Origin of the sequence: Lujinxingia vulgaris (assembly GCF_007997015.1) — a bacterium.
Classification (GTDB): Bacteria; Myxococcota_A; Bradymonadia; order Bradymonadales; family Bradymonadaceae; genus Lujinxingia; species Lujinxingia vulgaris.
On record NZ_VOSM01000006.1, the window covers coordinates 96,010 to 119,981 of the forward strand.

Consider the following 23,972-nt stretch of genomic DNA (forward strand, 5'->3'; position numbering starts at 1 on the left):
CGCGGGCGAATCTGCACGAGTGCCGAATCTGCACGAGTGCCTGGCACCCGGTTGGAAGGTCTGGGGGGACTCGGGTGTTGGGCTGGCGAGTGTCGACGGGGTGGGAGGGGGTGTGTTAGTGGCGGGAGATGCGAAGAAGTGGTCGTGGTGCTGCACCCTGACTGAGCGGAAGACTAAAGATGAGGACGGACAGGCGATGGCGGAAGTAAAGGCGTTTCGAGGCGTGCGGTATGGGTGGGAGTCGATGGGGCCGGAGGAGGCGTCAAAGGTTGTGGCGCCGCCTTATGATGTGATTGACGAGGCGATGCTGGGGGAGCTTTACCGGCGGCATCCGCAGAACGTGGTGCGTCTGGATCTGAACCGCCGTCAGGCCAGTGATAATGTGGAGAATAACCGCTACACGCGCGCCCGCCGCTACATGTTCGACTGGCTGGCACAGGGGGTGATGATCCTGGAGCCGGAGCCTGCGGTGTATGTGCACGTGCAGGAGTTTGAGGATGAGGCCGGCACGGTGTATCGGCGTCAGGGGTTTATGGCGCTGGTGCGGCTCGCCGAGTACGAGGAGCGGGTGGTGCTGCCGCATGAGCGCACGCTGAAGGGGCCCAAGGCCGACCGGCTGGAGCTGATGAAGTCAACCGACGCCAACTTAAGTCAGATCTTCTTTCTTTATGATGATGAGGAAGGGGAGGTCGACGGACCGCTCTACGGGGCGACCCGGGGGGAGGCGCCGGCGCTGGATATTCGCACCGAGGATGGGATTCGCCATCAGCTCTGGGCGGTGCGCGATGAGGTGGTGCATCGGGCCGTGGCGCAGGGGCTTCAAGAGCGGCCGCTTTTGATCGCCGACGGGCATCATCGCTACGAGACGGCGCTGGCGTACCGGGACTTTCGCCGGGAGGTGGCCGAGGAGGCCGATGCGGATGCGCCTTATGAGTTTGTGATGGGGTTTCTGGTCAATATGCACGACCCGGGGTTGCAGGTCTTTCCGACCCACCGGGTGGTGCATTCGGTCGAAGGGTTTGACGGGGCGAGGCTGCGCGCGCAGCTCGAGAGCGCGGGACTTTACCGGGTGGAGGATCTGGGGTGGGATCTTCTGGACGATCTCGACGGGCTGCGCGAGCGGCTGGAGGCGGCCGGCCGGGAGTATCCGAGCTTTGTGGTGGCGATGGAGTCCGATGAGGCCCTCTTGCTGGTGCAGTATGTGGGCGGAGTGGACGCGCCGGTCTTCGATGAGGAGACGCCCGAGGAGGTGCGCAGACTTGATGTGGCGATCCTGCATGAGGCGCTCTTCGATCGGATGCTGGGCATCGATCGGGCCGCTCAGGAGGCCAAATCCAACCTGGGTTATGTCAAGGGGTGGGCCGAGGCGCGGGCGGCGCTCGATGAGCCGGGCCATCAGATGGTGGTGTTTATGAACGCCACGCCGGTGGAGCAGGTCAACCGGGTGTGCCTCTCGGGCGGGAAGATGCCGCAGAAGTCGACCTTCTTTTATCCCAAGGTCTTAAGCGGGCTTGTGATCAACCTGCTTTAAGCGCCGGCGCACGGTGTTTTATGGCGAGGCCCGAGAGGGCCTCGCTTTTTTTTTGAAAAAAGATCGGGGGTCGGACGCAAGACTGGCGAGCGGGGCTCGATAATAGGGAGGTGGGAAGCGTGCGTGTGAGAGCGCGGTAGCGAGGAGGCCAGATGGGTATGAAGATCGGGCAGTCGGCAGCACCTGAGGCGCGGGCGGGAGAGAAGTCGGCGACGTCACTTGCCGGGGCAAAGGCTGCGCGTCGGGGTGGGGACCCCGGGGCGTTTGCGGCGTTGTTGAAGGAAGCGCCGATGAAGGATTCAGCGATAAAGGATGCTCCTTTGAAAGACGGCGTGTTGAAGGATGCTCCTCTGCTCGATGAGGCTGCGGGGCTTGCGGGTGAGCAGGATGCCAGGCTGGAGGGGGATTATTACGAGCGGGCGGTGGAGCAGGGGGCGGTGCAGCGGGGGGACAAGGGGTGGAGCGATGCCGGCGTACAGGCCCGTGGCGGCGCGCAGAATGGCGAGGAGACGCAGGGGGCGAAGGCCGGCTCGGAGGAGGGCTGGGAGGGGGGCGATGTGAGAGGTGAGGAGGATGCGGCGGTGGTGGTCGAGGAGGGTTTTCAGCCGGAGCGCGGGGTGGTGGAGGTGGGTGAGGCCAAAAGCGAGGAGGTTGGCGGGGGGCCGGCGGAGCTCGGGGAGATCGTGGAGGCGATGGTCAAGGCCGCCCAGGTTGGCGAGGACGCCCAGGGGCGAAAGGTGATGTTTTTGGAGCTGGATGTGCCGGGGCGGGGGACGTTGCGGGTGAGGCTGCTCAAAGAGCACGACGGGTACGCGGTGCGGATGCGGGCCAGCGATGAGGGGCTGGCCCGGGAGCTTTTGAGCAGCCAGTCGGAGATGGTGCGCGGCGCCGGGGCGCGCGGGGTGCGCTTAAATGCGGTGGAGATTGTGACGTAGGTCGAGGGGATCGGGGCCCTGTGGTGGGTGTGAGGTGATCAAGGATGGTCAACGAAAGAGATGAGGTCTGAGGTGGATGAGAAGACGCAGTTGCTGGAGTTGCCGGGGTGGTTTCAGGAGATGCGCAGGGAGCATCAGGCCCGGGCTGACGATGAGCCGACGGTGGTGGTCTCCGAGGCGCTGGAGGCGGTGACGGTGCGGGTGGAAGCGGTGGCCGGCCCCGGGAGGCCGGCGCGGGCCGGGGTGGAGGAGGCCGGCGCGGATGAGGCGACGGTGACGATGCCTTCGCTCGACGCGAAGACGCGTCCGGTGATCGATGCTGCCGCCGCCGGGGAGGCCGCGCATCGGCGCGTGAAGGCGGTGCAGGCCACGCGCGAGGTGCGGCCCTGGGACCGGATGCGGCTGGCCTCAGTGACGCAGGCCCAGGCGCGGGCGCTGGCGGATTTTGTGGAGGTGCTCGGCGGGGAGCGGATGAGCGCGGAGGTGCTCCGGGGTATGGAGGGCTCGATCGCCGAGGGTTGGCGCGGGGTTGGGAGGGCCCGGGTGGGGGTGCATTGGGACGATGATGGGGAGGTGTTGAGTGGCGGGGCCTCGACCTGGTGGCGGGTGATGCCGGGGTGGGAGCGGGGGCTTGTGTGGGTCGACGAGGCGCTGGCGCGTCGGTGGCTCAGCGCGCTGGAGCTGGGGCATCTGGGGGGAGAGCAGGCCCATGGTGCCGTCTGCGCGGTGCTCGGGGAGGTGTTTTCCGGGGCGATGCGCCGCTGCGGTTGGCCGCAGGTGACCTGGGGGGTGAACCCTTTGCCGGGGCGGGCGAAGGTGGAGCTGATGCGGGCGTCGAGGCCGCCCTATGTGGCCTGGGTGCTGGAGGTGGAGCATGGCGGGGTGCGCGGTCAGCTGCGCCTGGCGATGCCCTGGTCACTTGTGCGGATGGTACACGGCCAGCTTCGTGCCCCGGCGGTCGAGGTGGCGCGCTGGGCTGCGATCCCCGGGGTGGGCCGACTCAGTGTGGGGCGAGTGGGGTTGAGGTTGGAGGAGGCGCGAGGGCTGGGGCCGGGTGATGTGGTGGTGATGGGAGGGGAGGTTGGCAGGGGGGAGGAGGTTCGCTTTGAGGCGCAGCTGAGTTTTGGCCCGCGGGCGCGCTGGGCGGGGGCGCTGCGGGCGGGGGAGGGCGGTGCGTGGATGTTTGAAGTGGGTGAGGCGCAGGACGCTGAGCCTGAGGAGAGCACGACGACAAACGATGATGACACCCGGGAGGATGCGATGAGTGAAGCTGTGGAGCGTGCGGAAGTTGAGGTGGAGGTTGTGGTGGGTGAGGTGCGCATGGCGCTCGGGCAGCTCAGCCGCCTAATGGTGGGGCAGGTGCTGGAGACGGGGGCGCCGGTGGGCGGGGCGGTGCGGCTGATGGTGGGAGAGCGGGAGGTGGCCCGCGGGGAGCTTGTGGAGGTGGAGGGGAGGCTGGGAGTGCGTGTGGAGCAGGTCGGCTCCTGAGTCGCATTGCGCCGTGAGCGTACGGCATCGGTTTCTGCTCACGGCGCAGTTTATGGCCTCTGTTTTCCGATCGTCGTCTCAGTCTTTGGAGGCGCGCTGGTGGTGGAGGCGAGCGATGGCCTCGGGGACGTCGATCTCATCGGTGGCTTCGATGGGGGTATCGTCGGTGGTGTCGTCGCTGCGATCGATGGCATCGTGGAGGGATTGAGCGCGGAGCTCGCGGAGCGAGTCGAGGGCGACGTCGCTTTCGACGGTCTGGCGGAGTTGATCGAGCTCCACCTCGGGGATCTCGAGGGCGTCGATGTCCACGTCGGCCTGGAGGTGGGAGAGGGCGCGGTCGAGGCGTTCGCCCTGGAGGTTGGGGGAGGAGATGTTCTGGAGGGTGGCCTGGCGATCGAGGGGATCGCCGAGCAGGGCGTCGAGGTCGATCTCTCCGCTCTGGAGGATGGTGGCCGGTGATATCTCGGCGCGAGTGGGGTGGGTGTGGGTCAGCGGGGAGGTGTGCTCGGATGTGCTGCGCGCTGGCGAGGGCATCTCGGCGGGGAGGTCGCGGGATTCGAGATCGAGAAGGGTGGCCCAGCCCTCGGGGCGGTGGCTTGCGAGGTAGGTGATGGTGGCTGTGTTGTGGTCTGCACGCAGCCCGATCTGCAGGTGGTTATGCGGGAGGATGGCGTCTCGGAGCCGGGCCGGGAGCAGATCGAGATCGGTGGCAAGCCAGCGGTGGCTGGGGCTGTGCGGTGCATAGAGCAGGGGGAGGTCGGCGGCATCGATGGGGGCGTCCCACATCAGCGCGGAAGCGCTGTGAGCGAGGCGCGCGAGGTGGGCGCGGCTGTGGGGATCGTGGGGAGGCTGAAGATGAATCAGCGGCACACTGGAGGGCGCGATCGGCGGTACTGGTGAGACGTAGAGGAGAAGTTCGCGGGGAAGTCGCGTGGTCAGCCAGAGGAGTAGGCTCTGGCGCGGGGGGGCGGTGGGGCTGAAGATCAGCCCGTTGATCGGGGAGCTGAGCCGGGGGCGGAGCAGCTCGCGGGTATTCTGGGCCAGGGGGCAGAGCGCGATGTCGGGCCGGGGTGTGAGCAGCGCAAAGGGTTGGGGGGAGCCGGGCAGAGGTTGAATCCACCAGCGGGTCAGGCAGCTGGAGGGGCCGCGGGCGTCGAGGTGCTCCAAGATGCGGTTGACGGTGGCCGGCAAGAGCGGGGTGTTCTGGAAGGAGAGCGTGCCGGCCTGTTCGAGGTGCCAGTGGCCATCGGGGCGCAGGATGATAAGGGAGGTCTGCGGATCAGCCAGGGCCTGTGCCAGGGCGGGGAGCGAGCGGATGTCGGCGTCGAGCGAGGAGGAGGTCATGGCAGATCGGGGGAGCCGGAGTCGGGAGGAGATGGCGGATCGAGCGGGCTGCTGGAGGGGGAGCCTGGGGTGGTCGCGTCGGGGTCGGTGGGCTCGGGGCTGTGTAGTTCGGGCTCAAGGGTCAGGCGCACCCGGGTGATCTGGTCGGGGGGGAGATCGAGGTCGAAGCGCTGGGGGATGTGGCCCGGAGCTCGGAGTTCGAGGCGGTACTGGCCCGGCGCTAGGCTCAAGGTGTGATCGCGCCAGCGGTTGATCACCCCGTGGTAGTCGTCGTTCAAGTAGATCTCGGCGTGGTCGGGCTCAACTTCGAGTTTGAGCAGCGCCGGGGCATCTTTTGAAGGTGTGGTGGAGGCGTAGTTGGGCGCGCACCCGGCGAAGATAGCAGCGCAGGTGAGGCTCAAAGCGAAAAGCACGAGCGCAGCGAGACGCGTGGTGATGTGGGTGTGGCTGTGGCCGGGGTGCGGCATGTTTTATCCCTGCGACTGTCGATGTGGTATAAGACCTTACTAAAAGGTCTGTGTGGCGGGAAGCGCGGCGAGGGCGGGCATGAAGATGCCGGTTGGGAATGAAATTTGCAGCGTTTTTGAGCCGTGGCAGGATGTCAACGCGAGCAGAAGTCACGCGCCGGATCACCGGCGGGTGAAGACGATATGAGCATGGAGCGGATAATGCACAAGCCGGGCGTAGTTTCGGGTGTGATTCTGGGGATGATGGCGCTGCTACTGGCGGGGTGTCCCTCCGATGATGTGGTGGTGTCGTACAGCGATTTTTTCGTGCCCTGGGATATGAGCCCCTACGAGTTTGACGGGCAGCCCGAGCTGGAGGCGCCGGCGCGCCTGATCTTTGCGGACGTGGCGCCGGGCCAGGTGGAGGTTCGCGATGCGGAGCTGACCAACGTGGGACGCGCGCGGCTGGCGCTGGATTCGGTGAGCGTGGAGGGGCCCTTTGAGCTGCATTATCCGGAGTTTCTCGACGGTCTTCCCGGAGAGCTGTTGCCGGGGGAGTCGGTGCTTGTGCAGGTGAGCTACCGGGCCGAGACCGACGAGGGGGTGCAGGGGGTGATGCGGGTGCGGACCAACGATCCGGAGAAGTCCGAGCATGAGGTTCAACTTCTGGCCAATACCGATCTTCCCTGCCTGGAGCTCTTGCCGGTGGGACCGCTGCGTTTCGGGATGGTGGAGCGGGGTCGGCCGGTGGAGCGGGCGCTGCGGGCGACCAACTGCAGCCGCGAGGTGGAGACGCGGGTGTGGGTCGAGGAGCTCGAGGGTGACGACGGCTTTGAGATGGCCGATGCGGCCGATGCGCGCGGCGAAGAGCGGGTGCTTGCGGCAGGTGAGACGGTGCTGATTCCGGTGACCTTTACGCCGACGGAGTCGCGGGAGTACCGGGGTCTGGTGCGGTTGAACAGCGATGATCTGCTGGAGCCGCAGCGTGAGGTGGAGCTTGTGGGTGAGGGCGCGCCGCCGGCCTGCCCGATCGCGCAGATCGGGGTGCGCGGGATCGAGGGGAGCGCCGAGGCGGCGCCGCGCGGGCAGTTTCTGGGACGTCCGCTGGAGACGGTGGAGCTGACCGGGCGCGGGAGCATTGCGGCCAACGGTGAGCCGGTGGTGGGCTATGAGTGGACACTGGCGGAGCGACCGGGCGATACGGCGGTGACGCTCGCCGAGAACGGCGATCCCTCGCTGCAGCGGCTCTACCTGGAGCTTGTGGGCCGCTATGTGGTGGAGTTGCATGTGACGGATGCGGAGGGCACGCGCTCCTGCGAGCCGGCGCGGATGGTGATCGAGACGCGCACCGATCGCGACATTCACGTGCAGCTTGTCTGGGATACGCCGCGGGACAGCACCCGCGATGATCGCAGCGGCAGCGACGTGGATCTGCACCTCCTGCGAGATGGGCTCGGCGGCGCCTGGAACAGCTCGCCGTGGGACTGCCACTGGCAGAATAAGACGCCGGACTGGGGTCAGCCGGGCGTGACGCGCGATAACCCGGGCTTGGATATTGATAATGTGACGGGGTGGGGGCCCGAGAACATCAATCTGGATGAGCCGGAGAGCGGGGTGAGGTACCGGGTGGGCGTGTATTATTACGCGGATCACGGCTACGGGGAGAGCTACGCGACGGTGAGGATCTATCTGGGCGGGGAGCTGCAGCTGGAGATGCGTCGTCGGCGTCTGACCAACCGTCAGTTCTGGGAGGTCGGGGATATTCGCTGGCCGCAGCAGACCATTGAGATTCAGGATCGGGTGTATGCGGGCTTCCCGAACCTCTGAGTTTCAGGAGGGGGGGAGGGTGGCGCGCAGGGCCCGGGCGCGCCCGTCGAGGCCCAGGCGCTCCAGGTGGTCGAGGGCGATGGAGGCGACCGCCTGTGCGCGTTCATGATCGTGGTGGCGCAGGCATTGCTCGGTGGTGAGCTCGGCCAGGGCGGCGGTGTCGAGGTTGACCATCCCGGAGCTCACAAGCGCGAGGCTCGCGCGCTGGAGGTGGTGGTCGAAGGCGTCCCAGTCGGGGGTGTGTGAGGCGCAGGCTGCCAGGGCGATGTGGGCGACGCCGAGGTAACCCGAGACGTTGGCGGCCTGCATGGCTTTGAGGGCATGCTCGAAGTGGGGCCGGGCCGCCGAGAAGTTGCGCTGTGAGGCCAGGCACATCCCGATGTTGAAACGCATGGAGCCGGTCTGGGAGACGCCGATGCGCTGAAGGGTGTCGATGGCGAGCTGGTAGAAGTGCAGGGCTTCGCGGGGTTGGTTGAGCAAGCGGTAGATCTCACCGAGGGCGTTGTCGCATTGGGCGACGCCGTGAAGGTTGCGCGTTTCGTCGTAGAGTTGGCGGGCTTTGTGGGTGGGGTCCAGGGCGTCTCGGGGGTGGTCGCTGGCGAGTTTGACGGCGGCGAGTCCGAGCCAGCTGGAGGCCTGGTCGGAGGGGGAGTTGGCGCGTTCGGCCCAGGGGAGGGAGCGGTGGTAGGCGTCGGTGGCCTGTTCGAGATGTCCGCGGGAGTAGTGGAGGTCGGCGAAGAGCTGCAGCGCTTTTGCAAAGTCGCGTGCGACCTCGGAGGAAGCGTCAGGGGTGGCCAGGGGTTTGAGGCGCTCCAGGCAGGCAGTGGCGAGGTTGAGGCCTGCGCGAACTTCACCGCGGGTGCGCGCGATCACGCCGGCCGAGAAGAGGCGCTGGGCGTCGAGTTGCGGGTCGGCGTGGGGGGGAAGCGCGTCGAGCAGGGTTTGAGCGGTGTCGGTGTGTCCCTGTTTGGCCAGGGTGCGGGCGCGGCCGGTGGTCAGGCGCAGGTGGATGGCGTCATCGTGCTCGCTGAGGTTGTTGAGCGCGTCTTCGGCCAGATCGAAGAGCTGCAGGGCGCTGGCGAAGTCGCTGGTGAGGCGGTTGTGTTCGGCGGCGCGGAGCAGGGGCTCCAGCGCGGCGGTGTGGAGGCCGGCGGCCAGCAGGTGGCGGCCGATGCGGGCGTCGAGCTCGGGGGTGGAGTCGGGGAAGATGGCCTGCAGAGCGCGGGCGCAGTGAAGGTTATGGGTGCTCCAGCGATCGTGCTCATGGGCCAGGCGTTGGAGCGATTCGCGCAGCGCGCCGTGCAGAAAGCGCCAGCGGTTGGGGTCGGCTTCTGCCAGGCGCGCCAGGGTGAGGTGTTCGAGAAGTTCCGGGGGGATGGTGACGCCGGCGTTGAAGCAGGCGGCGCGCCATTCATCCGGGTCGATGTCCTGGCCCAGTGCGGCGGCGATCTCCAGGGCGAAGAGGGCGTCTTTCTCGCGGGTCGAGCCCAACGATGCGATGAGCAGTGAGACGCGGTCGCGCAGCAGCGCGTCGATGGAGTCGGGCAGCGGCGCCTGCTCGCCGGGGCGAAGGTGGAAACCTTCGGGGGAGGGAGTGAGGATGTCGCGAGCGACCCAGTCGCCGACAAGCTGTACGGCAAAGAGGGGGTTTCCGCGGGTGCGGTCGACGAGCTCTTCGATAAGATCGCTGTCGAGGCCGAGCAGGTGCTGGACGAGGGTGCGGTGGTCGTCTTCGGCCAGGGGCTCAACCTCAAGGGCGGTGGTGCGGGGATGATCTTTGAGGCGGTCGAGCAGCAGCGCCTCGTCGGGGCGTGTGGCCGCAAGATCGTCGCGGGAGGTGGCGACGATGAGGGTGGGAGGAGCGAGCTCGTCGGGGAGGTCGAGCAGAAAGAGGGCAAAACGCAGGGTGTCGAGGCCGTAGTGGACGTCGTCGAGGTGGAGGACGAGGGGGCGGTGAGGGAAAAGTCGTTTGAGGGTGCGGGCGATCAGGGCGTAGCGCTGCCCGGGGCTTGCCTGGGCTGCGTGGTGGTCGCGGTGGCGATCTCCGGGGTCGCTTAAGCTGGCGAGTTCGATGCAGTCGGCGAGCTCGTCGGGGCCCAGGGGGCCCGTGCGGCTGAGGGTGTCGCGCACGCGCTCGATGCGGGCGTCGTGGGGGAGGTTATGGGAGCGGAAGAGGTCGTTGAGCAGCGCGGGTAAGCCCTGAAGTCGGGAGGCGATGGGGCTGTGCGGGGCGTGCACATCGAAGGCGACGCCACGCTCGTGGGCGCGCTGGCAGAGCCAGGTGGCCTGGCGGGTTTTGCCCACGCCGGAGGGGCCGCTGAGCACAAGCGCGCGCGGTGTGGCGGTGGTGTGAACCTCGCGCAGCGCGCGCCAGAGGGCGTCGCGGGCCGGGATGCGGTCGACGAGCGGGATGGGGCGAAGTCCGAAAAGACCAAGGCCGGTGCCGCGGAGGTGGTCGGGGCGCAGGGCGACGCGGTCGCGGGGGGACTCCCAGGTGGGTGGGAAGAGCGGGCCGTGAGCGTGGGTGTGGGAGGTGTCGAGGGGGCCGCGCGGGAGGTCTTGAGGCGTGTGGAGGGCGGCGGTCTCTAAGAGGGCGGTGAGGGTGGCGTCGAGCTCGGTGGGCTCTCCGGGGGGGGCGGAGGTCGGGCGTAATGGGGTGGTGGGGATCGAGGGCAGAGGTGGGGCGGGGGAGGCGTCGCTGAGGCGCTCCAGATCGAAGGCGGCGTCGGCGGCGAACTGGTAGCGATCGGCGTGATGTTTGGCCAGCAAACGCCCGATCCAGGCGCCGAAGGGGGCGGGAAGATCGGTGTCGGTCTCCAGCGGCGGCAGAGGCAGGTGCAGGTGGGCGTGGAGGATGTCTTCGGTGGTGGCGCCGGAGTAGGGCGGGCTGCCGCTGGCCAGCCAGAAGGCCAGACATCCCAGCGCGTAAAGATCGGTCCACGGGCCCTGGTCGCGCAGGCGGGCCAGGATCTGCTCGGGTGCCATAAAGCGCGGGGTGCCGGCGACGCGGGTGTTCTGCCCGGCGTCGGGGTGATCGTCGAGGGCGTGGGCCAGCCCGAAGTCCGAGAGTTTGAGCGTGGGGCCGTCGGGGCCGTGCACCATCAGGACGTTTTCGGGTTTGAGATCGCGGTGAATCACCCCGCGGGCGTGGGCGTGGGCCAGGGCATCGAGGATGGCCAGCAGGATGGCGCGTTGCTGCGCGAAGCTCAGCGCGTGTTCGGAGAGCTCGCGCAACGAGCCGGCAGCGAGCTCCATGACCAGGTAGGGCGAATCGGGGGTGAGGAGGGAGGGCGCCCGGGCGGCCTCGGCGGCGGTGACGGTGGCGGTGTCGAAGACGCGGATGATGCCCGGGTGGCTTAAGCGGGCTACCGAGCGAACTTCGTGGTGGAAACTTTTTAAGAAGTGAGGATCGGTGGCGCGCTTGCTGGTGATGATCTTGATCGCAACTTCGGTGGCGGTGGGGTTATGGGTGGCATGCCAGACCTCGCCCATGCCACCGCGGCCCAGGGGACGGTTGAGGGTGAAGTCTGCCAGGGAGATCGCCATAGGAGCTGCCGTGCGCAAGGGGGTGAGAAGCTGTGGTGTAACGTAGTGTAGAGGATGCGGGGTCGGGATGGAATGGCGAAGGTTGCGCAGGTCGCGGGGGGGCTGGTAGGGCAGGGGGCAGCGCGCCGGCGATGGTCGCGGGCGCGGCAGGACGACTGACCATTGAAAAAGCAGGGCGCATGGCAAGTGATCGAAATCTGGTGTGGGTGGACCTGGAGATGACCGGGCTGGATCCGAAGACGTGCACGATCCTGGAGATCGCCACGATCATCACGGACTCTCAGCTGCAGATTGTGGCCGAGGGGCCCAACCTTGTGATTCATCATAGCGACGAGGTGCTCGACGCGATGGATGCCTGGAACACCGAGCACCACGGCAAGTCCGGGCTGACCGCGGCGGTGAAGGCTTCGAAGCTGACGCTGGCGCAGGCCGAGGCCCAGACCCTGGCCTTTGTGCAGGAGCATTGCGGACCGAACAGCGCGCCTCTGTGCGGGAACTCGATCTGGCAGGATCGTCGTTTTCTGGCGGAGTACATGCCGCGGCTGGAGGACTACCTGCACTACCGCATCATCGATGTGTCGTCGGTCAAAGAGGTGGTGCGCCGGTGGTATCCGGCCGGGGTGGCGATGCCGCCGCGTAAGGAGCAGAGCCACCGGGCGCTCGACGATATCAAGGACTCGATCGAGGAGTTGAAGTTCTACCGATCGGAGGTCTTTGTGGCGCCGGGGGGCAGCGCGACCTTTGCGACGCGACGCTGATCAGAAGGTAAGTCGATCAGGTCGATCAGAAGGTGAGTAAGGCGTAGCCGATCGCCAGGATGATCAGGCCGAGCGCGATGCCGGTGATGATCTGAGCTTTCTGGGCGTCGGCCGCTGAGAGGGGGGCTTCGTTTTGCGGCGAGCGAAGTTCGGTGGAGTCTTCGGGGGGCGGGGCGACGATCAGATCGGCGGAGTCGGTCAGGTCGGGCTCGCGATGGGCCGGGGCCATCACCGCGGTGGGGGCGTGCTCTGATGCGGGCGCCTGCCGGGCGGACATCGGGGAGCCGATGAGGGTGGGTTGGAGGTTGTCGTCGGTGTTGGGGGAGCGCGGTGAGGTGGAGAGAAGATCGTCCATCGAGGTGTCGATCACCGGCGGGATGTGGTCCGCTTCGGTGGCGTGACGGGGGCGCGACCAGTGGTCGGTGTCGAGCCAGCGCTTGATGGTCTGGCCCATCTCCAGCGCGCTCTGGAAGCGGTCGTCGGGATCTTTGGCGAGCGCGCGGGTGATGATGGCGGCGAACTCCGGGTCGACCGAGGAGGGAAGTTGCGGGGGATCCTGGCTCTGGTGGGCGAGGATCAGGGCGTAGGAGGAGTCGCCATCGAAGGGGAGGCTGCCGGTGATGCATTCGTAGAGGACGACGCCCAGCGAGTAGAGGTCGGCGCGGTGGTCGACGTCGGGGTTTACGGCCTGTTCGGGGGCCAGATACTGCGGCGTGCCGTAGATCTGGCCGACGACGCTTAAGAGGGGATCGGACTTCTGATCGGCGCGTTTGGCGATGCCGAAGTCGAGGATTTTGACGATCTCATCGCCCTCGGGGGTGCGAGCCAAAAAGATGTTTTCGGGTTTGATGTCGCGGTGCACAAAGCCCGATTGGTGGATCTGGTGGAGGCCTTTGAGGACCTGCAGCGCGAGCCTGGCGAGCTCGTCGGCGGGGATGGTTTTGTTGCGGTGCAGGCTGTCAAAGAGCTCCTCGCCGGTGAGCAGCTCCATGGAGAGGAAGGCGTGGCCGTCGGGGGATTCGCCAAACTCGTAGACGCGCACCACATGTTTGGAGCGGATGGCTTTGGAGATGCGCGCTTCGCGTTTGAAGCGCTCGATGATGCGCCAGTCGTTGGCGAACTCGGCGGTGATGACCTTGAGGGCGACCGGCTGGGAGCGGGAGCCGTCGTCTTTGAGACGTTGGGCGGCGTAGATCTCGCCCATGCCCCCGGCGGCGACAAAGCCCAGGATGTGGTAGGCGCCGAAGCGTTTTCCGGGCAGGAGCACGCGGTTGAGCACGGCCTGGGAGTCGATGGCGGTCTTTTGAGCGAGCTCCTCGACGGAGTTGGCGCGGATGAAGTCGATGCTGTCCTCGTCAAGGCCCTGGGAGTCAGGGGGGAGCTCGATCAGGGTGCTCTTCACGGGGGGCTCGCGGTGGAGGAAATCGGCGCGCCGAGGGCGCGATGCGGGGCGACCGAGGGATGCACAGGGGCGGTGGTCGGCGTGTTCTTCCCTGTAGTATAGTCGGAAAGGAGAATGGTCCCAAGAGCGATTGAAGGACACGATGAACGAGAGAAGAGCCGGGGTGTTGGCGCACGCTGTGGGGGCGTTGCTGTTGCTGGTGATGCTGGCCGGGGCGGGGTGTGAGGGATGCCAGCCGCCGGCGCCGCCGACAGGGCAGGAGGGGGCGTTGATGCTGGGGGAGATGATCCCGCAGACGGCGCAGGTGGTGGTCTTTGCCGAGGAGCTCGCGGCGCTGGAGAGCGCGCTGGGCGGGATGATGGATCGGGCGCCGGTGGTCGGTGAGGCGCTTGAAGGGGTGGTCTCTGGCGAGGTGTGGTCGTCGATGGGAGCCGGGCAGCGTTTGCCGGCGGTGGGGTATCTGGCGCACGGGCAGGTGGTGCTCGCCGGCTGGCGCGAGCCGGGCGTCGATGTTGAAGCGGCACGTACGTTGTGGGGCTTTGAGGCGCGCGGGTTTGAGGTGGAAGGGGCGGAGCATGCGTTGCGCCTGCATGACGCTGAGGGGGCGCTTAAGGGCTGGGCGGTGATGGACGCGCGGCGCTGGGCGGTGGGCTGGTTTGTGGGCGAGGAGGCGAAGACCAGTCTTGATGAAGTTGTGCTGGGGCTGGGGGAGCGAGCGCTGGAGGTGGGGGCGCACCGGCGTTTTCTGACGACGAGTCAGGCGCGGCCAATCTCGGCGATGATCTCGGCCGGGCGGCTGGCCGAGGGGCTGAGCGGGGAGGGTCAGGCCGGGGTGCTGGCGCAGAGGATGGCCCGTGAGCTGGGGTGGGTGCATCTTCGCGCGGGGCTGGATGCGACCCGGCGCAAGGTGGAGCTGGAGGTGGGCACTCCGGGTGTGAGTGGGGTGGCCACCAGCATCGAAGATCTGGGAGAGGCCGCAGGCGATATTCCCCCGGTCGGCGGGCTGGTGCGCCCCGGGGTGCTCGGCGCGGTGCGTATCTCGGCCTCCCCCGAGCGGTTTGTGGAGTTTGTGCGCGGGACGCTTTCGGCCGAGGATCGCCAGCGCCTCGACCAGTGGATCGAGGAGCTCAATGAGGAGCTTCGCGTCGATGTGATGGGCGATGTTGTCGGCCAGCTCACCGGCCAGGCGCTGGTGGTGATCTACGGCCTGGAGAGCAGCTTTTTTGAGCAGGAGGGCATCGCGGCGCTCGCTACCCTGGTGCGCCTTAAGAGCACGCGAGATGCGGTCCTGCTGCCCATTAAGGAGCGGCGCCCGGTCGAAGATATGCTCAACTCGCTCACCCAGGTCAGCCGCGGGAAGCTGCAGCGGCAGGTGATTCGCCACATGATTCAGTACGCCTGGATCGAAGATGGGGAGCTCAAATGGGCGTTGATCCTGGGCGATGATCACGTGCTCCTGGTCGATAGCGCGGTGGCTTTTGATCACGCCAACCGCTGGGAGCGCAGCCCGCAGACCGAGGGCGGTCTTATGGAGGGGCGCGAGCTTGAGGGGATGCTTGCCGGACGCAGCGGCGGCGGCATCTATGTGGAGTTGGGGGCGCTGCGCGGCATCTTTGAGGAGAAGGGGCCCGAGGATCTGGCGCGCTGGCTGGAGCCTTTTGAGGCGGTGAAAGTGCGCGCCGGCGTGGGCGATCGCGTGGATCGGGCGCAGGTGGTGCTGTGGCTCGAAGATGCCTGGGCCGGTGGTGAGCCGGAGGCTCGCGTCGACGAGACCTTGCCCCCGGCGACCGGTGATGAGGAGCCGAAGTGAGTGTCGCAAAGCGGGTGGATGTTGAGGCGGGGCGCGCGATTCTGGCGTGTTTTGAGGCGGGGAAAGAAGCGCTGGTTGAGGCGATGGTCACCGACGGGTGGCCGGAGGCGATGGCGCGCGAGGGACTTCAGCTGCACATGCGGAGCTGGGAGGTGGATGCAGCCGCCGAGGCCTTGCGACGCGAGCTTGAGGCGGTGGGGCCGGGCCAGCACCTTATGTGGCCGGATCGGGTGCATCATATCTGGCCGGCGCTCCCCGGCGCGGGCGTGGGGCCTGCGCTGCTCGGGGCGATGGCGGGTGTGCGCCAGGGGGTGAAAGTGTCGCGGCGAGGCCAGGCGTTCGGGCGCGCGCTATGCGAACTTGCGGGCTGGGAGGTGCTGGAGGGGGAGCGCTGGCAAGAGGCGCCGGTGGTGGTTGTCAGCGGCAGTGATGCGACGCTGGCCGAGGTGCGCGCGCGGGTGCCCGGCGTGCGGGTGGTGGGCTACGGCCATCGGGTCAGCTTTGCGGTGATGGTCGATGGGCCGACGATCGATCTTCGCAGTGAGGCGCAGAAGATCGCCGAGGATGTCGTGATGTGGCGTCAGGCCGGGTGTTTCTCGGTGCGGGCGGTGATCGTTGTGGGCGATGCCTCCCGCTGCCGGCTCTTCGGAGAGGAGCTTGCGGAGGCGATCGCCGACGTTGAGGCTCGCCTGGGCGCCGATCGCATGGAGGAGGGCGCGGCGTCGGCGCGGGCTCAGGCGTTGAGCCTTGCGCAGATGACCGGGGAGGTCTTTGTGCGGGGCGTGGGCTATGTGCGTCTGGCCGCGGGGGCCTTTGAGGCTGGTGAGTCCTCGCCGCACGCCGTGAGCCTGCACCGGGTCGATGAGGTTGAGAACATCGCTCAGGCGGTGGGGGTGCCGGTGGGGCATGTGCAGGGGGTGGCGCTGGCCGGGGCGTGGCGTGAGAGGGCGGGCGTTGTGGAGCGTGTCGCGTCGCTGGGGGCGACGCGCGTGGCGCCGGCCGGCCAGATGCAGGCCGTGCCGCTGCGCTGGTGGCACGACGGCCGGGCCAACCTCTTGAGCTGGGCCCGGGTGGTGGAGTGCTCCGAGCTCTGAGCCGGGTGGGTGCGGCCTCAGCGCGGGTCGACGCCCTCGACGATCTCTTCAATGGTCAGGCTGCAGCCGCGCAACTCGGCATCGGGGGCGCGCCCCAGAAGTTCCAGCGAACCGTCGGGGTGGAGGATGCCGCGGTCGGAGGTCTGAACGGCCATGACGCTGTCGAGGTTGGCCAGATCGATAAAGCGAATCAGCCCGGTGGCGCCGGGCTCGCTCAGGGGTTGAAGCGTGAGCGGGTCGACCACCGAGAGGTTGAGCCAGGGCGGGGCAAAGAGGCGGCCGGTGGGCTCGGGGCTGGCCAGGGCGTCGGTGTAGGTCTGGCTGGAGAGCTCGGTCATGCTGTATTCGCTGATGCAGCGCCCCGCCGGGATGCCCAGGCGCTCCTCGAAGAGGCGGTAGAGGTCGGCCTTGTCGACGGTGCGCGAGCGCCCTTTAAAGCCGCCGGTCTCCATCAGGCGCGATCCGGGGGGGAGCTGCCAGCAGGCGTCGGCGCGATCGAGGAGTTCTACAAACCCGAAGGCCGTGCCCAATAGCATGGTGGGGGTGGTGTCGGCGCAGGCCTCATCGAGGGCGCGCTCCAGGGTGGTGGGGTCGAGGTGCCAGGCGTTGTCACGAAGGTTAATGACGAAGGCGCTTCCCCCGGCGCCCCAGCGCTCCATGAGTTCGCCGAGCATAAACGAGAGGCTGCTGTCGGAAAGATCGGCCGGGGAGGGGGCCAGAATGATCAGGCGCAGCGCGGACTTCTCCGGGTTGCAGAAGCGCACAAAGGTCGGGTGCATCGCCGCGCGGTAGAGCTCGAGCGTCGCGAAATGATGCTGGCCGCGCGCGCCCTGTGTGGTGCCGCTGGTGCGGAAGGTGCGCGCGCGCTCCGGGCCGCTGAAGAGATCGAGGGCCTTGAAGGCGTCGGTGGGCACCGCCGGGATCTGCTCCAGGCGCAGATCGGCCGAGGGGCTCACGCCGCGGTTGCGGCAGAGGGTGCGGTAGGCGAGGTTGTGGGTGTACTGGTAGTCGAAGAGTGGCCTGGCGAGGTCGAGGAGGTGATCCTCGGGCCAGGTGAGCGGGTCTTCGGTGGGGTTCCAGGCGGCGATGGCGTCGTGGAGGGTGTTGAGGAGCTGGTCGCGAGAGGTCATAGCAGGCAGGTTGTGTGCGTGTGGAGTTAAGGTCGGCGCGGCCGATGCGGCGCGCGGCGGAGGGTAACATGGTGATTCGGGCAACAAAACTCAGGGTGGACCAGGCGGCTGGAGACCGGGCTGGCGAGGTGAGCTTTGAGGTCGCGGCCGGGGAGGTGCGCGCGCTTGTGGGGGGGAGTGATGCGACTTTTGATGCGGTGATGAAGGGGCTTTGGGCGCAGCGGGCTGCGGCGAAAGGAGGTCGGGGGGAGTCGGGCCGGCGCGATGCGGTGGGGTATGTGTCTGGCGAGGGTGGCGAGCGCTATGAGGGGCTTCAGGTGGAGCGGATGCTGGGGTACGCCGCCGAGCTTGGGCTACGCACGGAGCCGGTGGAGGTGCGAGGGGAGCGGGTCGAGGCGATGATCGCGACGCTGGGGTTGAGCGAGGTGCGCACGCGGCGGCTTCGTGAACTCGACGGACTGGCGCGCTGGAAGGTGGAGGTCGGGGAGTGCGCGCTCTTAGGCGCGCGGGACTGGGTGGTGAAGATCGAAGGGGATGAGGTCGCTCGTCGGGCAAAGCTCAAGGTGATGCGGGAGGTCATCCTGGCGAGCGGTGCGGCGCTGGTGATCAGCAGCAGCGCGGTGGGGTTGGAGGATGTGGAGCAGGTGACGACGCCGGCCGGCGCGGTGCTGGAGGTGGCGCGATGAAGTGGGACGGATATGAAGCGGCGGTGCTGGCGGACCGCCGGCTGGAGGCGTTGTTGGCCGGGGGCGTGCGGAGCGGGGCGTGGGTGTGCGCCGGGCCGCTGCTGGCGGCAGGCGTGATGGGGCTTGCGCCGGGGGGGGAGGAGGCGTGGGGGGCGATGTCGGCGGTGGTCTATGGGACCGGGGCGTTGCTGGCCTGTGGGGAGGTGCGGTCGGAGTGGGGGCGTTGGGCCCGTGAGGGGGCGTTGGGGGTGGGCGCCGGCTCGCAGGTGATGGGGGCGTTGCGAGCCACGGGGCTTGTGGGGGTGTTGGCCACGGCGGGGTTTGTGGCGGTGGCGGTCGTGATGGGAGCGTCTTCGCCGCCGGTGGGGTGGCTTGCGCTGGCGTTGCTGGGAGCGCTCTTCAGCGGCCTGGGCAGCGGACTTCTCGTGGGGGTGGCTTTGCGAGGGAAGCCGGCGGCGTGGGCGGTGGTGGCCGGAGTGGTGGGTGTGCAGGCAGCACTCGTGGCGTGGGGAGGGGGGAATTGGTGGGTGCCAGTTTCCAGCGCTTATGCGAGTTTAGAGGCGTTTGGAGGAGAAGCGGTCGATGTGTTCGCCGGGGCGGGCCGGCTGGTTGCGGTGGCGATAATGGGCATGGCGAGTATGGTGATGTCGGCGTGGTTGCTTGTCAGGAGGCGCTTTTGAACGGCGCGGTCGGGAGTTGAAGATGGGTGTGGCAGAGCAGAGAGCGCGCGCGTGGACGCGGCGTTGTCTGGGGCTGGGGGCCCTGCTGATGGCCGTGGGGCTGGTGCCGGTGATGGGGTGCTGGCTGGGCAGTGAGGGGCTGCTTCCGGCGGCGCTCTCCGGGGTGATGCCGGAGTATCTGGAGTTGGAGCGGGCCGGCTGGAGTCAGTGTGTGGGCGGGCATCCGCTGGGGAGCGCGGCGCTGTATTTTTTCGGGGGGATGACCAGCCTGGGTGTCGGCGTGATTTTTCGCGACGTGGCGCGCCAGCGTGCCGAGGAGGCCGAGGAGCTGGAGCGTCGCGTGGAGCATGTGGGGCGTGAGGTGCAGCGCACGCCGATGTTGCGCGCGGATATGCTCCGCGGCGCTGACGAAGAGCCTCCCGAGGCCATTGAGGTTGGCGAAACGCTCGACTTCGGCGCACCCCCGGCCGAAGTTGTGGTCGCCGAGGAAGATGCCGGCGAGTCGGTGATGGCTTTTGTGCACGGTGAGGTGGGGGAGAAGCGCCGCGCGAAGTATGAGGCGGAGGTTCGCCAGCAGGTGCGCGAAGAGGCGCAGCGCCTCGACTACTATGTGCCGCCGGGCATGGAGCTTGCGCCGGTGGTCTATGTCGATGGCGGTTTTGAGGGGCAGCCTGGCGAGGAGGCTGACGGGAGCATGCGCCGGCCGTATACCTCGCTGGCCGAGGGGGTGAAGCGGGCCTTCTCGGAGGTGCTCAAGCAGAAGAAAGCGGTGGTCGTGCGCGTGCGTCCCGGCGTCTATCAGGAGGCGTTGGAGGTGCCGGACCGGGTGGTCATCGTCAACGACTGTATGCCGGGGGTGGAGAGCGTCGATGAGCGGCTGGCCTGGCTGCGCGCCCAGGCGATGCCGGATCATGAGGAGCGGGTCACAATACTTGCGCCGAGTGAGGAGCGCTGCGCGCTGAAGGTGCGCGCCGGGCAGTCGCAGGGGGTGGTGGGATGTTATCTGGTAGGGCGCGAGGGTGTGGCGCAGCGGGGGATGGAGGTTGTGGGGAGCCGCGCGCTGGCGGTGATCAACTGCGCGTTTGAGGGCTTCTCGCTGGGGGCGGTCAAAGTTCAGGACGCTGGCGAGGAGCTGCCCGGGCGCGATGTGAGCTTTGTGGGCTGTGTGTGGAAGAGCAATGCGTCGGCCAAGCGTGGGGGCGGGCTGCGCATAAGGCGCAGCGTGGTGAGGGTGGTTGCGAGTATTTTTGATAGTAACCGAGCGGGGCGGGGCGGCGCGATCTGGGCCGAGGAGCTCACCAAGCCCCTGGTGATCGAGCGTTGCATGATGCAGCGCAACCGCGCGCTGGGGGCGATTGGCGGGCCGGAAGACAGCGAAACGACCCGGGGCTGGGGAGGTGCGCTGGGGCTTGACGGGGGACTGGCCCGGGTGGTCGATACGGTCTTTGACGGCAATGACGCGCGGGGTGCCGGCGGGGCGATCGCGGTGATGGGCGGGCGTCTTGTGATTCGGGCCACCGGGGAGCGGCGCTGCATGATCTTTGAGAACCGCGCCGAGCTGGGCGGGGGCATCGTGGCGATCGGGCGCGATGGGAAAGCCGCGCTGGTGAAGTCGCATGATGTGGCCGTGCTCAACAACCTGGCCACCGAACATGGCGGCGGACTCGCTGCGGTGGGGCGCGCGATGCTGCAGGTGGAAGGTGGCGAAGTCAGCCAGAACCGCGCCGGCGGGGGGCATGGCGGCGGGGTGCTTGTGCGGGGCGGCGGTCAGGCGAAGTTTGAGTCGGTGGTCTTCAGCACCAATCAGGCCTCGGGCGGGGGAGGGGGCATCGCGGCGATCAACGCGAGCGTGAAGGTGATGCTCGGGTGCGGGATCTTTAAGAACCGCGCCGGCGAGAGCGGCGGCGGGATTCTGGCCGTCAGCGCCCCGGATCGGGAGCTGGCCGGACGCATCGGCGAGCCGGGCTATGAGCTTCCCTTCCGCGTGGTGATTGAGGATGTGAAGATCGCCGAGAACACCGCCGGGGAGGTCGGCGGCGGGGCGTGCCTGGGCAACAGGGAGACCCTGGCGAGTTTTCCGCTGATGCTCGATGTGCGCCGGCCGGAGGCGATGATCGATAACCTCGCCGAGGTTGAGAAGAGCTCCCAGCTTCGGGTGGCCTGGGCTGGCCGCATTGAGGCCGAAGACGGACGTAGCGGTCGCATCAAACTTCGACTGGAGTAGCAGCGACGACGAGCAGGGGGAGGCTTATTCGAGGTTTTGCAGCGCCTCAGCCTGGTGGTGCGCGATGAGGGGATCGATGAGCTCGTCGACGTTGCCGCTCAACACCTCATCGAGGCGGTGGGTGGTAAAGCCGATGCGGTGATCGGTAATGCGCGACTGGGGGAAGTTGTAGGTGCGGATGCGCTCGGATCGGTCGCCGGAGCCGACCTGACCGCGGCGCTCGGCCTCGATCTCCTGGCGTTGTTCTTCGCGCTCGCGCTCCAGCAGTCGGGCCTGCAGCACGCGCAGCGCTTTGGCGCGGTTTTTATGCTGGCTCTTCTCGTCCTGGCAGATCACCACAAGCCCGGTGGGCAGGTGGGTGATGCGCACGGCGGAGTCGGTCGTGTTGACCGACTGCCCGCCGGGGCCGGAGGAGCGGTAGACGTCGATCTTGAGATCGTTGTCCTGGATGTTGATCTCCACATCATCGGCCTCCGGCAGCACCGCCACGGTGACCGCCGAGGTGTGAATGCGGCCCTGGCTCTCGGTGTCGGGCACGCGCTGCACCCGGTGGGTGCCGGCCTCAAACTTGAGGCGGCTGTAGACGTTATCGCCCTCAATGAGGGCGATGACCTCGCGGAAGCCCCCGCGGTCGGTCTCGTTGGTGGAGACGATCTCGATCTTCCAGCCCATCCGCTCGGCGTAGCGCGTGTACATGCGAAAGAGGTCGGCCGCAAAGAGCGCGGCCTCGTCGCCGCCGGTGCCGGCGCGGATCTCCAGGTAGGTGTTTTTGTCGTCGAGCGGATCGCGGGGAAGAAGCAGGCGTTTGAGAGTCTGCGCGAGCGCTTCGAGCTCGGGGTTGAGGCGCTCAAGCTCGTCTTTGGCCATCTGTTTGATGGCGTCGTCATCATCTTCGGAGAGGAGCTCGCGGTTCTCGGCGATCTCCTCCTCGACGCTCTGGTAGCGCTGGTAGGTGGTGACGACTTCCTGGAGCAGCGCCTGCTCTTTGGCGATCTTTCGGAAGGTGTTGGGGTCGGAGGCGACCTCGGGGTCGGCCAGCTGGCTGTTGAGCTGGTGGTAGCGCGCCTCAACTTCTTTGAGTTTTTCGAACATGGGATCGGCTCAGGCCCAACAATCAGACAGGAAAAGGTCAATGCAATGAGAACGCCCCGGAGCGATGAGGCTCCGGGGCGTTGAGAGACCGTGCAAAGGATCAGCCGCTCATCGACTGCAGGAAGTCGGCGTTGGAGTCGGTCTTGCCGAGCTTGTCGATGAGGAACTCCATCGAGTCGACCACGTTGAGCGGGTGGAGGAGCTGGCGCAGAATCCAGACGCGGTTGAGCTGGCTGTCTTCCATGAGCAGCTCTTCTTTACGCGTGCCGGAGCGGTTGATGTCCAGGCAGGGGAAGATGCGCTTCTCCATGAGCTTGCGGTCGAGGTGCAGCTCGGAGTTACCGGTGCCTTTGAACTCTTCGAAGATCACCTCGTCCATGCGGCTGCCGGTGTCGATCAGCGCGGTGGCGATGATGGTGAGGCTTCCGCCCTCTTCGATGTTACGGGCCGCGCCGAAGAAGCGCTTGGGCTTGTGAAGGGCGTTGGAGTCGACACCACCGGAGAGGATTTTGCCGGAGGGGGGCACAACCGTGTTGTAGGCGCGGGCCAGACGGGTGATGGAGTCAAGCAGGATGACCACGTCGCGCTTATGCTCGACCAGGCGCTTGGCCTTCTCGATGACCATCTCGGCGACCTGCACGTGACGCTGGGCCGGCTCATCGAAGGTCGAGGAGACGACCTCGCCGCGCACCGAGCGCTGCATGTCGGTGACCTCTTCGGGGCGCTCGTCGATGAGCAGCACGATGAGGACGACGTCTGGGTGGTTGTCGCCGATGGCGTTGGCGATGTCCTGCATCAGCACGGTCTTACCGGTGCGGGGCGGCGCGACGATGAGCGCGCGCTGGCCTTTACCGATGGGGGTGAGCAGGTCGATGATGCGGGTGGAGAACTCGTCTTTCTTGGTCTCCATCTTCAGACGCTCTTCGGGGTAGAGCGGGGTGAGGTTGTCGAAGAGGATCTTCTCGCGGGCGTGCTCGGGATCCTGGAAGTTGACCTTCTCGACTTTGAGCAGCGCGAAGTAGCGCTCGCTCTCTTTGGGCGGGCGGATATGCCCGCTGACAGTGTCGCCGGTGCGCAGGTTAAAGCGGCGGATCTGGCTTGGCGAGACGTAGATATCGTCGGGCCCGGGCAGGTAGTTGTAGTCCGGGGCGCGCAAGAATCCGAACCCGTCGGGCAGGATCTCCAGGACGCCTTCGCCCTGGATGGAGCCTTCTTTATCGGCCTGCTTCTGGAGGAGGGCGAAGATCAGCTCTTGCTTGCGCAGGTTGCCAGCATCGTCGATGCCGGCTTCTTTGGCCATCTGCGTAAGCTGGCCGATCTTTTTCTCCTTGAGTTCTTTCAGGTTCATCGGGGTGTTCTCCTTGGGAGGGGAGTCTTAAAGACAGACAGGTCAGGATCAGAAAGAGAGGGAAAAGCGAGAGGGATCTGGGCGCCAAAAGATCAGGGCAGAAGACCGCAGATGTGGGGTCGGGGGCCGGTGATGTGGGCGCGCGGGTAGGATCTGGGGTGGAAGAAGGGGGAGTGAGGCGGTCGAGCGGGGGTTGCGCCGAGTAGCAACCGCGAGCGCCGGGCGCCGAGGATGGCGAGCGGCAGAGCGCGAGGCAGCGCGGAGGGTTGAAGCGTGTTGGATCGTCGACGAGCGCGACAGGCCGGTGCCAGCTTCGAGGTGTTCGTGGGAGATGAACACCGTCGAGGGGCGAACTATTCGCGATGACGATAATTTCAATGTTTAGAGAGCTTCCATTCATTTGTCAACGGTGCCGAGCGCCCCAGGACGACGCTGACGGTGTCGCTGCGTCGTCGCCGTAGCTAAAGCTACTCGCTCCTCCTGACTCCTTGTCAGGCGCCGCCCTGGATACGCTCGGGTTTGGGGGCGTGCGGGTGTGCCGAGCGCCCCAGAGCTTCGCTAGCATCGTCGCTGCGTCGTCGCGGTGGCGCTGCCACAGCTTCCTCCTTGCTCCTTGCTGGACTTTGCCCTG

The 23,972-nt window shown here is 67.2% G+C and carries 17 protein-coding genes; 10 read left to right on the top strand and 7 right to left on the bottom strand.

Translation table 11 applies throughout. The annotated features are described in order from the left end of the window. Positions 1-196: 196 nt before the first annotated feature. The 3 genes from FRC98_RS13285 (at position 197) to FRC98_RS13295 (ending at position 3,954) form a co-directional block, all read left to right on the top strand. Complete coding sequence (locus tag FRC98_RS13285; RefSeq protein WP_146981929.1) at positions 197-1,531, top strand: DUF1015 domain-containing protein; 1,335 nt, start codon at positions 197-199, stop codon at positions 1,529-1,531. A gap of 152 nt (positions 1,532-1,683) precedes the next feature. Next, positions 1,684-2,466, top strand: a complete 783-nt coding sequence (locus FRC98_RS13290) for a hypothetical protein (RefSeq protein ID WP_146981930.1) — start codon at positions 1,684-1,686, stop codon at positions 2,464-2,466. A gap of 72 nt (positions 2,467-2,538) precedes the next feature. Then, positions 2,539-3,954, top strand: a complete 1,416-nt coding sequence (locus FRC98_RS13295; RefSeq protein ID WP_146981931.1) for a FliM/FliN family flagellar motor switch protein — start codon at positions 2,539-2,541, stop codon at positions 3,952-3,954. A 78-nt stretch (positions 3,955-4,032) separates the two neighbouring features. Here the strand turns inward: FRC98_RS13295 and FRC98_RS13300 are convergent, their stop codons facing one another. Both FRC98_RS13300 and FRC98_RS13305 read right to left on the bottom strand, forming a co-directional pair. Continuing rightward, on the bottom strand, positions 4,033-5,298 hold the full coding sequence (locus tag FRC98_RS13300) for a hypothetical protein (RefSeq protein ID WP_146981932.1): 1,266 nt from the start codon (positions 5,296-5,298) through the stop codon (positions 4,033-4,035). Then, complete coding sequence (locus tag FRC98_RS13305) at positions 5,295-5,765, bottom strand: peptidase associated/transthyretin-like domain-containing protein (protein ID WP_146981933.1); 471 nt, start codon at positions 5,763-5,765, stop codon at positions 5,295-5,297. The genes FRC98_RS13300 and FRC98_RS13305 overlap by 4 nt, the downstream gene beginning before the upstream one ends. A gap of 201 nt (positions 5,766-5,966) precedes the next feature. Between FRC98_RS13305 and FRC98_RS13310 the strand changes: the two genes are divergently transcribed. Continuing rightward, positions 5,967-7,571 (top strand): hypothetical protein, encoded by a 1,605-nt coding sequence (locus FRC98_RS13310; RefSeq protein WP_230467594.1) that lies wholly within the window; start codon positions 5,967-5,969, stop codon positions 7,569-7,571. Between the two features lie 3 nt (positions 7,572-7,574). Here the strand turns inward: FRC98_RS13310 and FRC98_RS13315 are convergent, their stop codons facing one another. After that, positions 7,575-11,117 carry a serine/threonine-protein kinase gene (locus tag FRC98_RS13315; protein WP_146981935.1) on the bottom strand — a complete coding sequence of 1,181 codons (3,543 nt, stop codon included), beginning with the start codon at positions 11,115-11,117 and terminating at the stop codon, positions 7,575-7,577. A 179-nt stretch (positions 11,118-11,296) separates the two neighbouring features. Between FRC98_RS13315 and orn the strand changes: the two genes are divergently transcribed. Further along, positions 11,297-11,875: an oligoribonuclease gene (gene orn, locus FRC98_RS13320; RefSeq protein ID WP_146981936.1), complete on the top strand. Its 579-nt coding sequence runs from the start codon at positions 11,297-11,299 to the stop codon at positions 11,873-11,875. Between the two features lie 25 nt (positions 11,876-11,900). Here the strand turns inward: orn and FRC98_RS13325 are convergent, their stop codons facing one another. Next, a complete protein-coding gene (locus tag FRC98_RS13325) occupies positions 11,901-13,277 on the bottom strand; it encodes a serine/threonine-protein kinase (RefSeq protein WP_146981937.1) in 1,377 nt (458 codons plus the stop codon). A 142-nt stretch (positions 13,278-13,419) separates the two neighbouring features. Here FRC98_RS13325 and FRC98_RS13330 point away from each other — a divergent pair, with 142 nt between their 5' ends. Both FRC98_RS13330 and FRC98_RS13335 read left to right on the top strand, forming a co-directional pair. Next, positions 13,420-15,087, top strand: a complete 1,668-nt coding sequence (locus FRC98_RS13330; RefSeq protein WP_146981938.1) for a hypothetical protein — start codon at positions 13,420-13,422, stop codon at positions 15,085-15,087. Beyond that, the gene (locus tag FRC98_RS13335) at positions 15,084-16,181 is read left to right on the top strand and encodes an acyl-CoA reductase (RefSeq protein WP_146981939.1); all 1,098 of its coding nucleotides are present in this window, start codon (positions 15,084-15,086) and stop codon (positions 16,179-16,181) included. Before FRC98_RS13330 ends, FRC98_RS13335 begins: the two co-directional genes overlap by 4 nt. Positions 16,182-16,198: 17 nt before the next feature. On the opposite strand, the gene FRC98_RS13340 is transcribed toward FRC98_RS13335, so the two are convergent. Then, positions 16,199-17,311, bottom strand: a complete 1,113-nt coding sequence (locus tag FRC98_RS13340) for a LuxE/PaaK family acyltransferase (protein ID WP_146981940.1) — start codon at positions 17,309-17,311, stop codon at positions 16,199-16,201. Positions 17,312-17,379: 68 nt separating this feature from the next. On the opposite strand from FRC98_RS13340, the gene FRC98_RS13345 reads away from it, so the two are divergent. The 3 genes from FRC98_RS13345 to FRC98_RS13355 are packed head-to-tail and all read left to right on the top strand — an operon-like array spanning position 17,380 to position 20,901. Next, positions 17,380-17,997, top strand: a complete 618-nt coding sequence (locus tag FRC98_RS13345) for a hypothetical protein (protein WP_146981941.1) — start codon at positions 17,380-17,382, stop codon at positions 17,995-17,997. Next, positions 17,994-18,677, top strand: coding sequence for a hypothetical protein (locus FRC98_RS13350; protein WP_146981942.1), 684 nt, complete (start codon positions 17,994-17,996; stop codon positions 18,675-18,677). The genes FRC98_RS13345 and FRC98_RS13350 overlap by 4 nt, the downstream gene beginning before the upstream one ends. A 22-nt stretch (positions 18,678-18,699) precedes the next feature. Further along, positions 18,700-20,901, top strand: a complete 2,202-nt coding sequence (locus FRC98_RS13355) for a hypothetical protein (RefSeq protein ID WP_146981943.1) — start codon at positions 18,700-18,702, stop codon at positions 20,899-20,901. A 24-nt stretch (positions 20,902-20,925) separates the two neighbouring features. Here FRC98_RS13355 and prfA read toward each other — a convergent pair whose 3' ends face one another. Both prfA and rho read right to left on the bottom strand, forming a co-directional pair. Then, positions 20,926-21,993 (bottom strand): peptide chain release factor 1, encoded by a 1,068-nt coding sequence (prfA, locus tag FRC98_RS13360; RefSeq protein ID WP_146981944.1) that lies wholly within the window; start codon positions 21,991-21,993, stop codon positions 20,926-20,928. Positions 21,994-22,093: 100 nt separating this feature from the next. Continuing rightward, positions 22,094-23,341 carry a transcription termination factor Rho gene (gene rho / locus FRC98_RS13365; RefSeq protein WP_146972021.1) on the bottom strand — a complete coding sequence of 416 codons (1,248 nt, stop codon included), beginning with the start codon at positions 23,339-23,341 and terminating at the stop codon, positions 22,094-22,096. Positions 23,342-23,972: the final 631 nt, after the last annotated feature.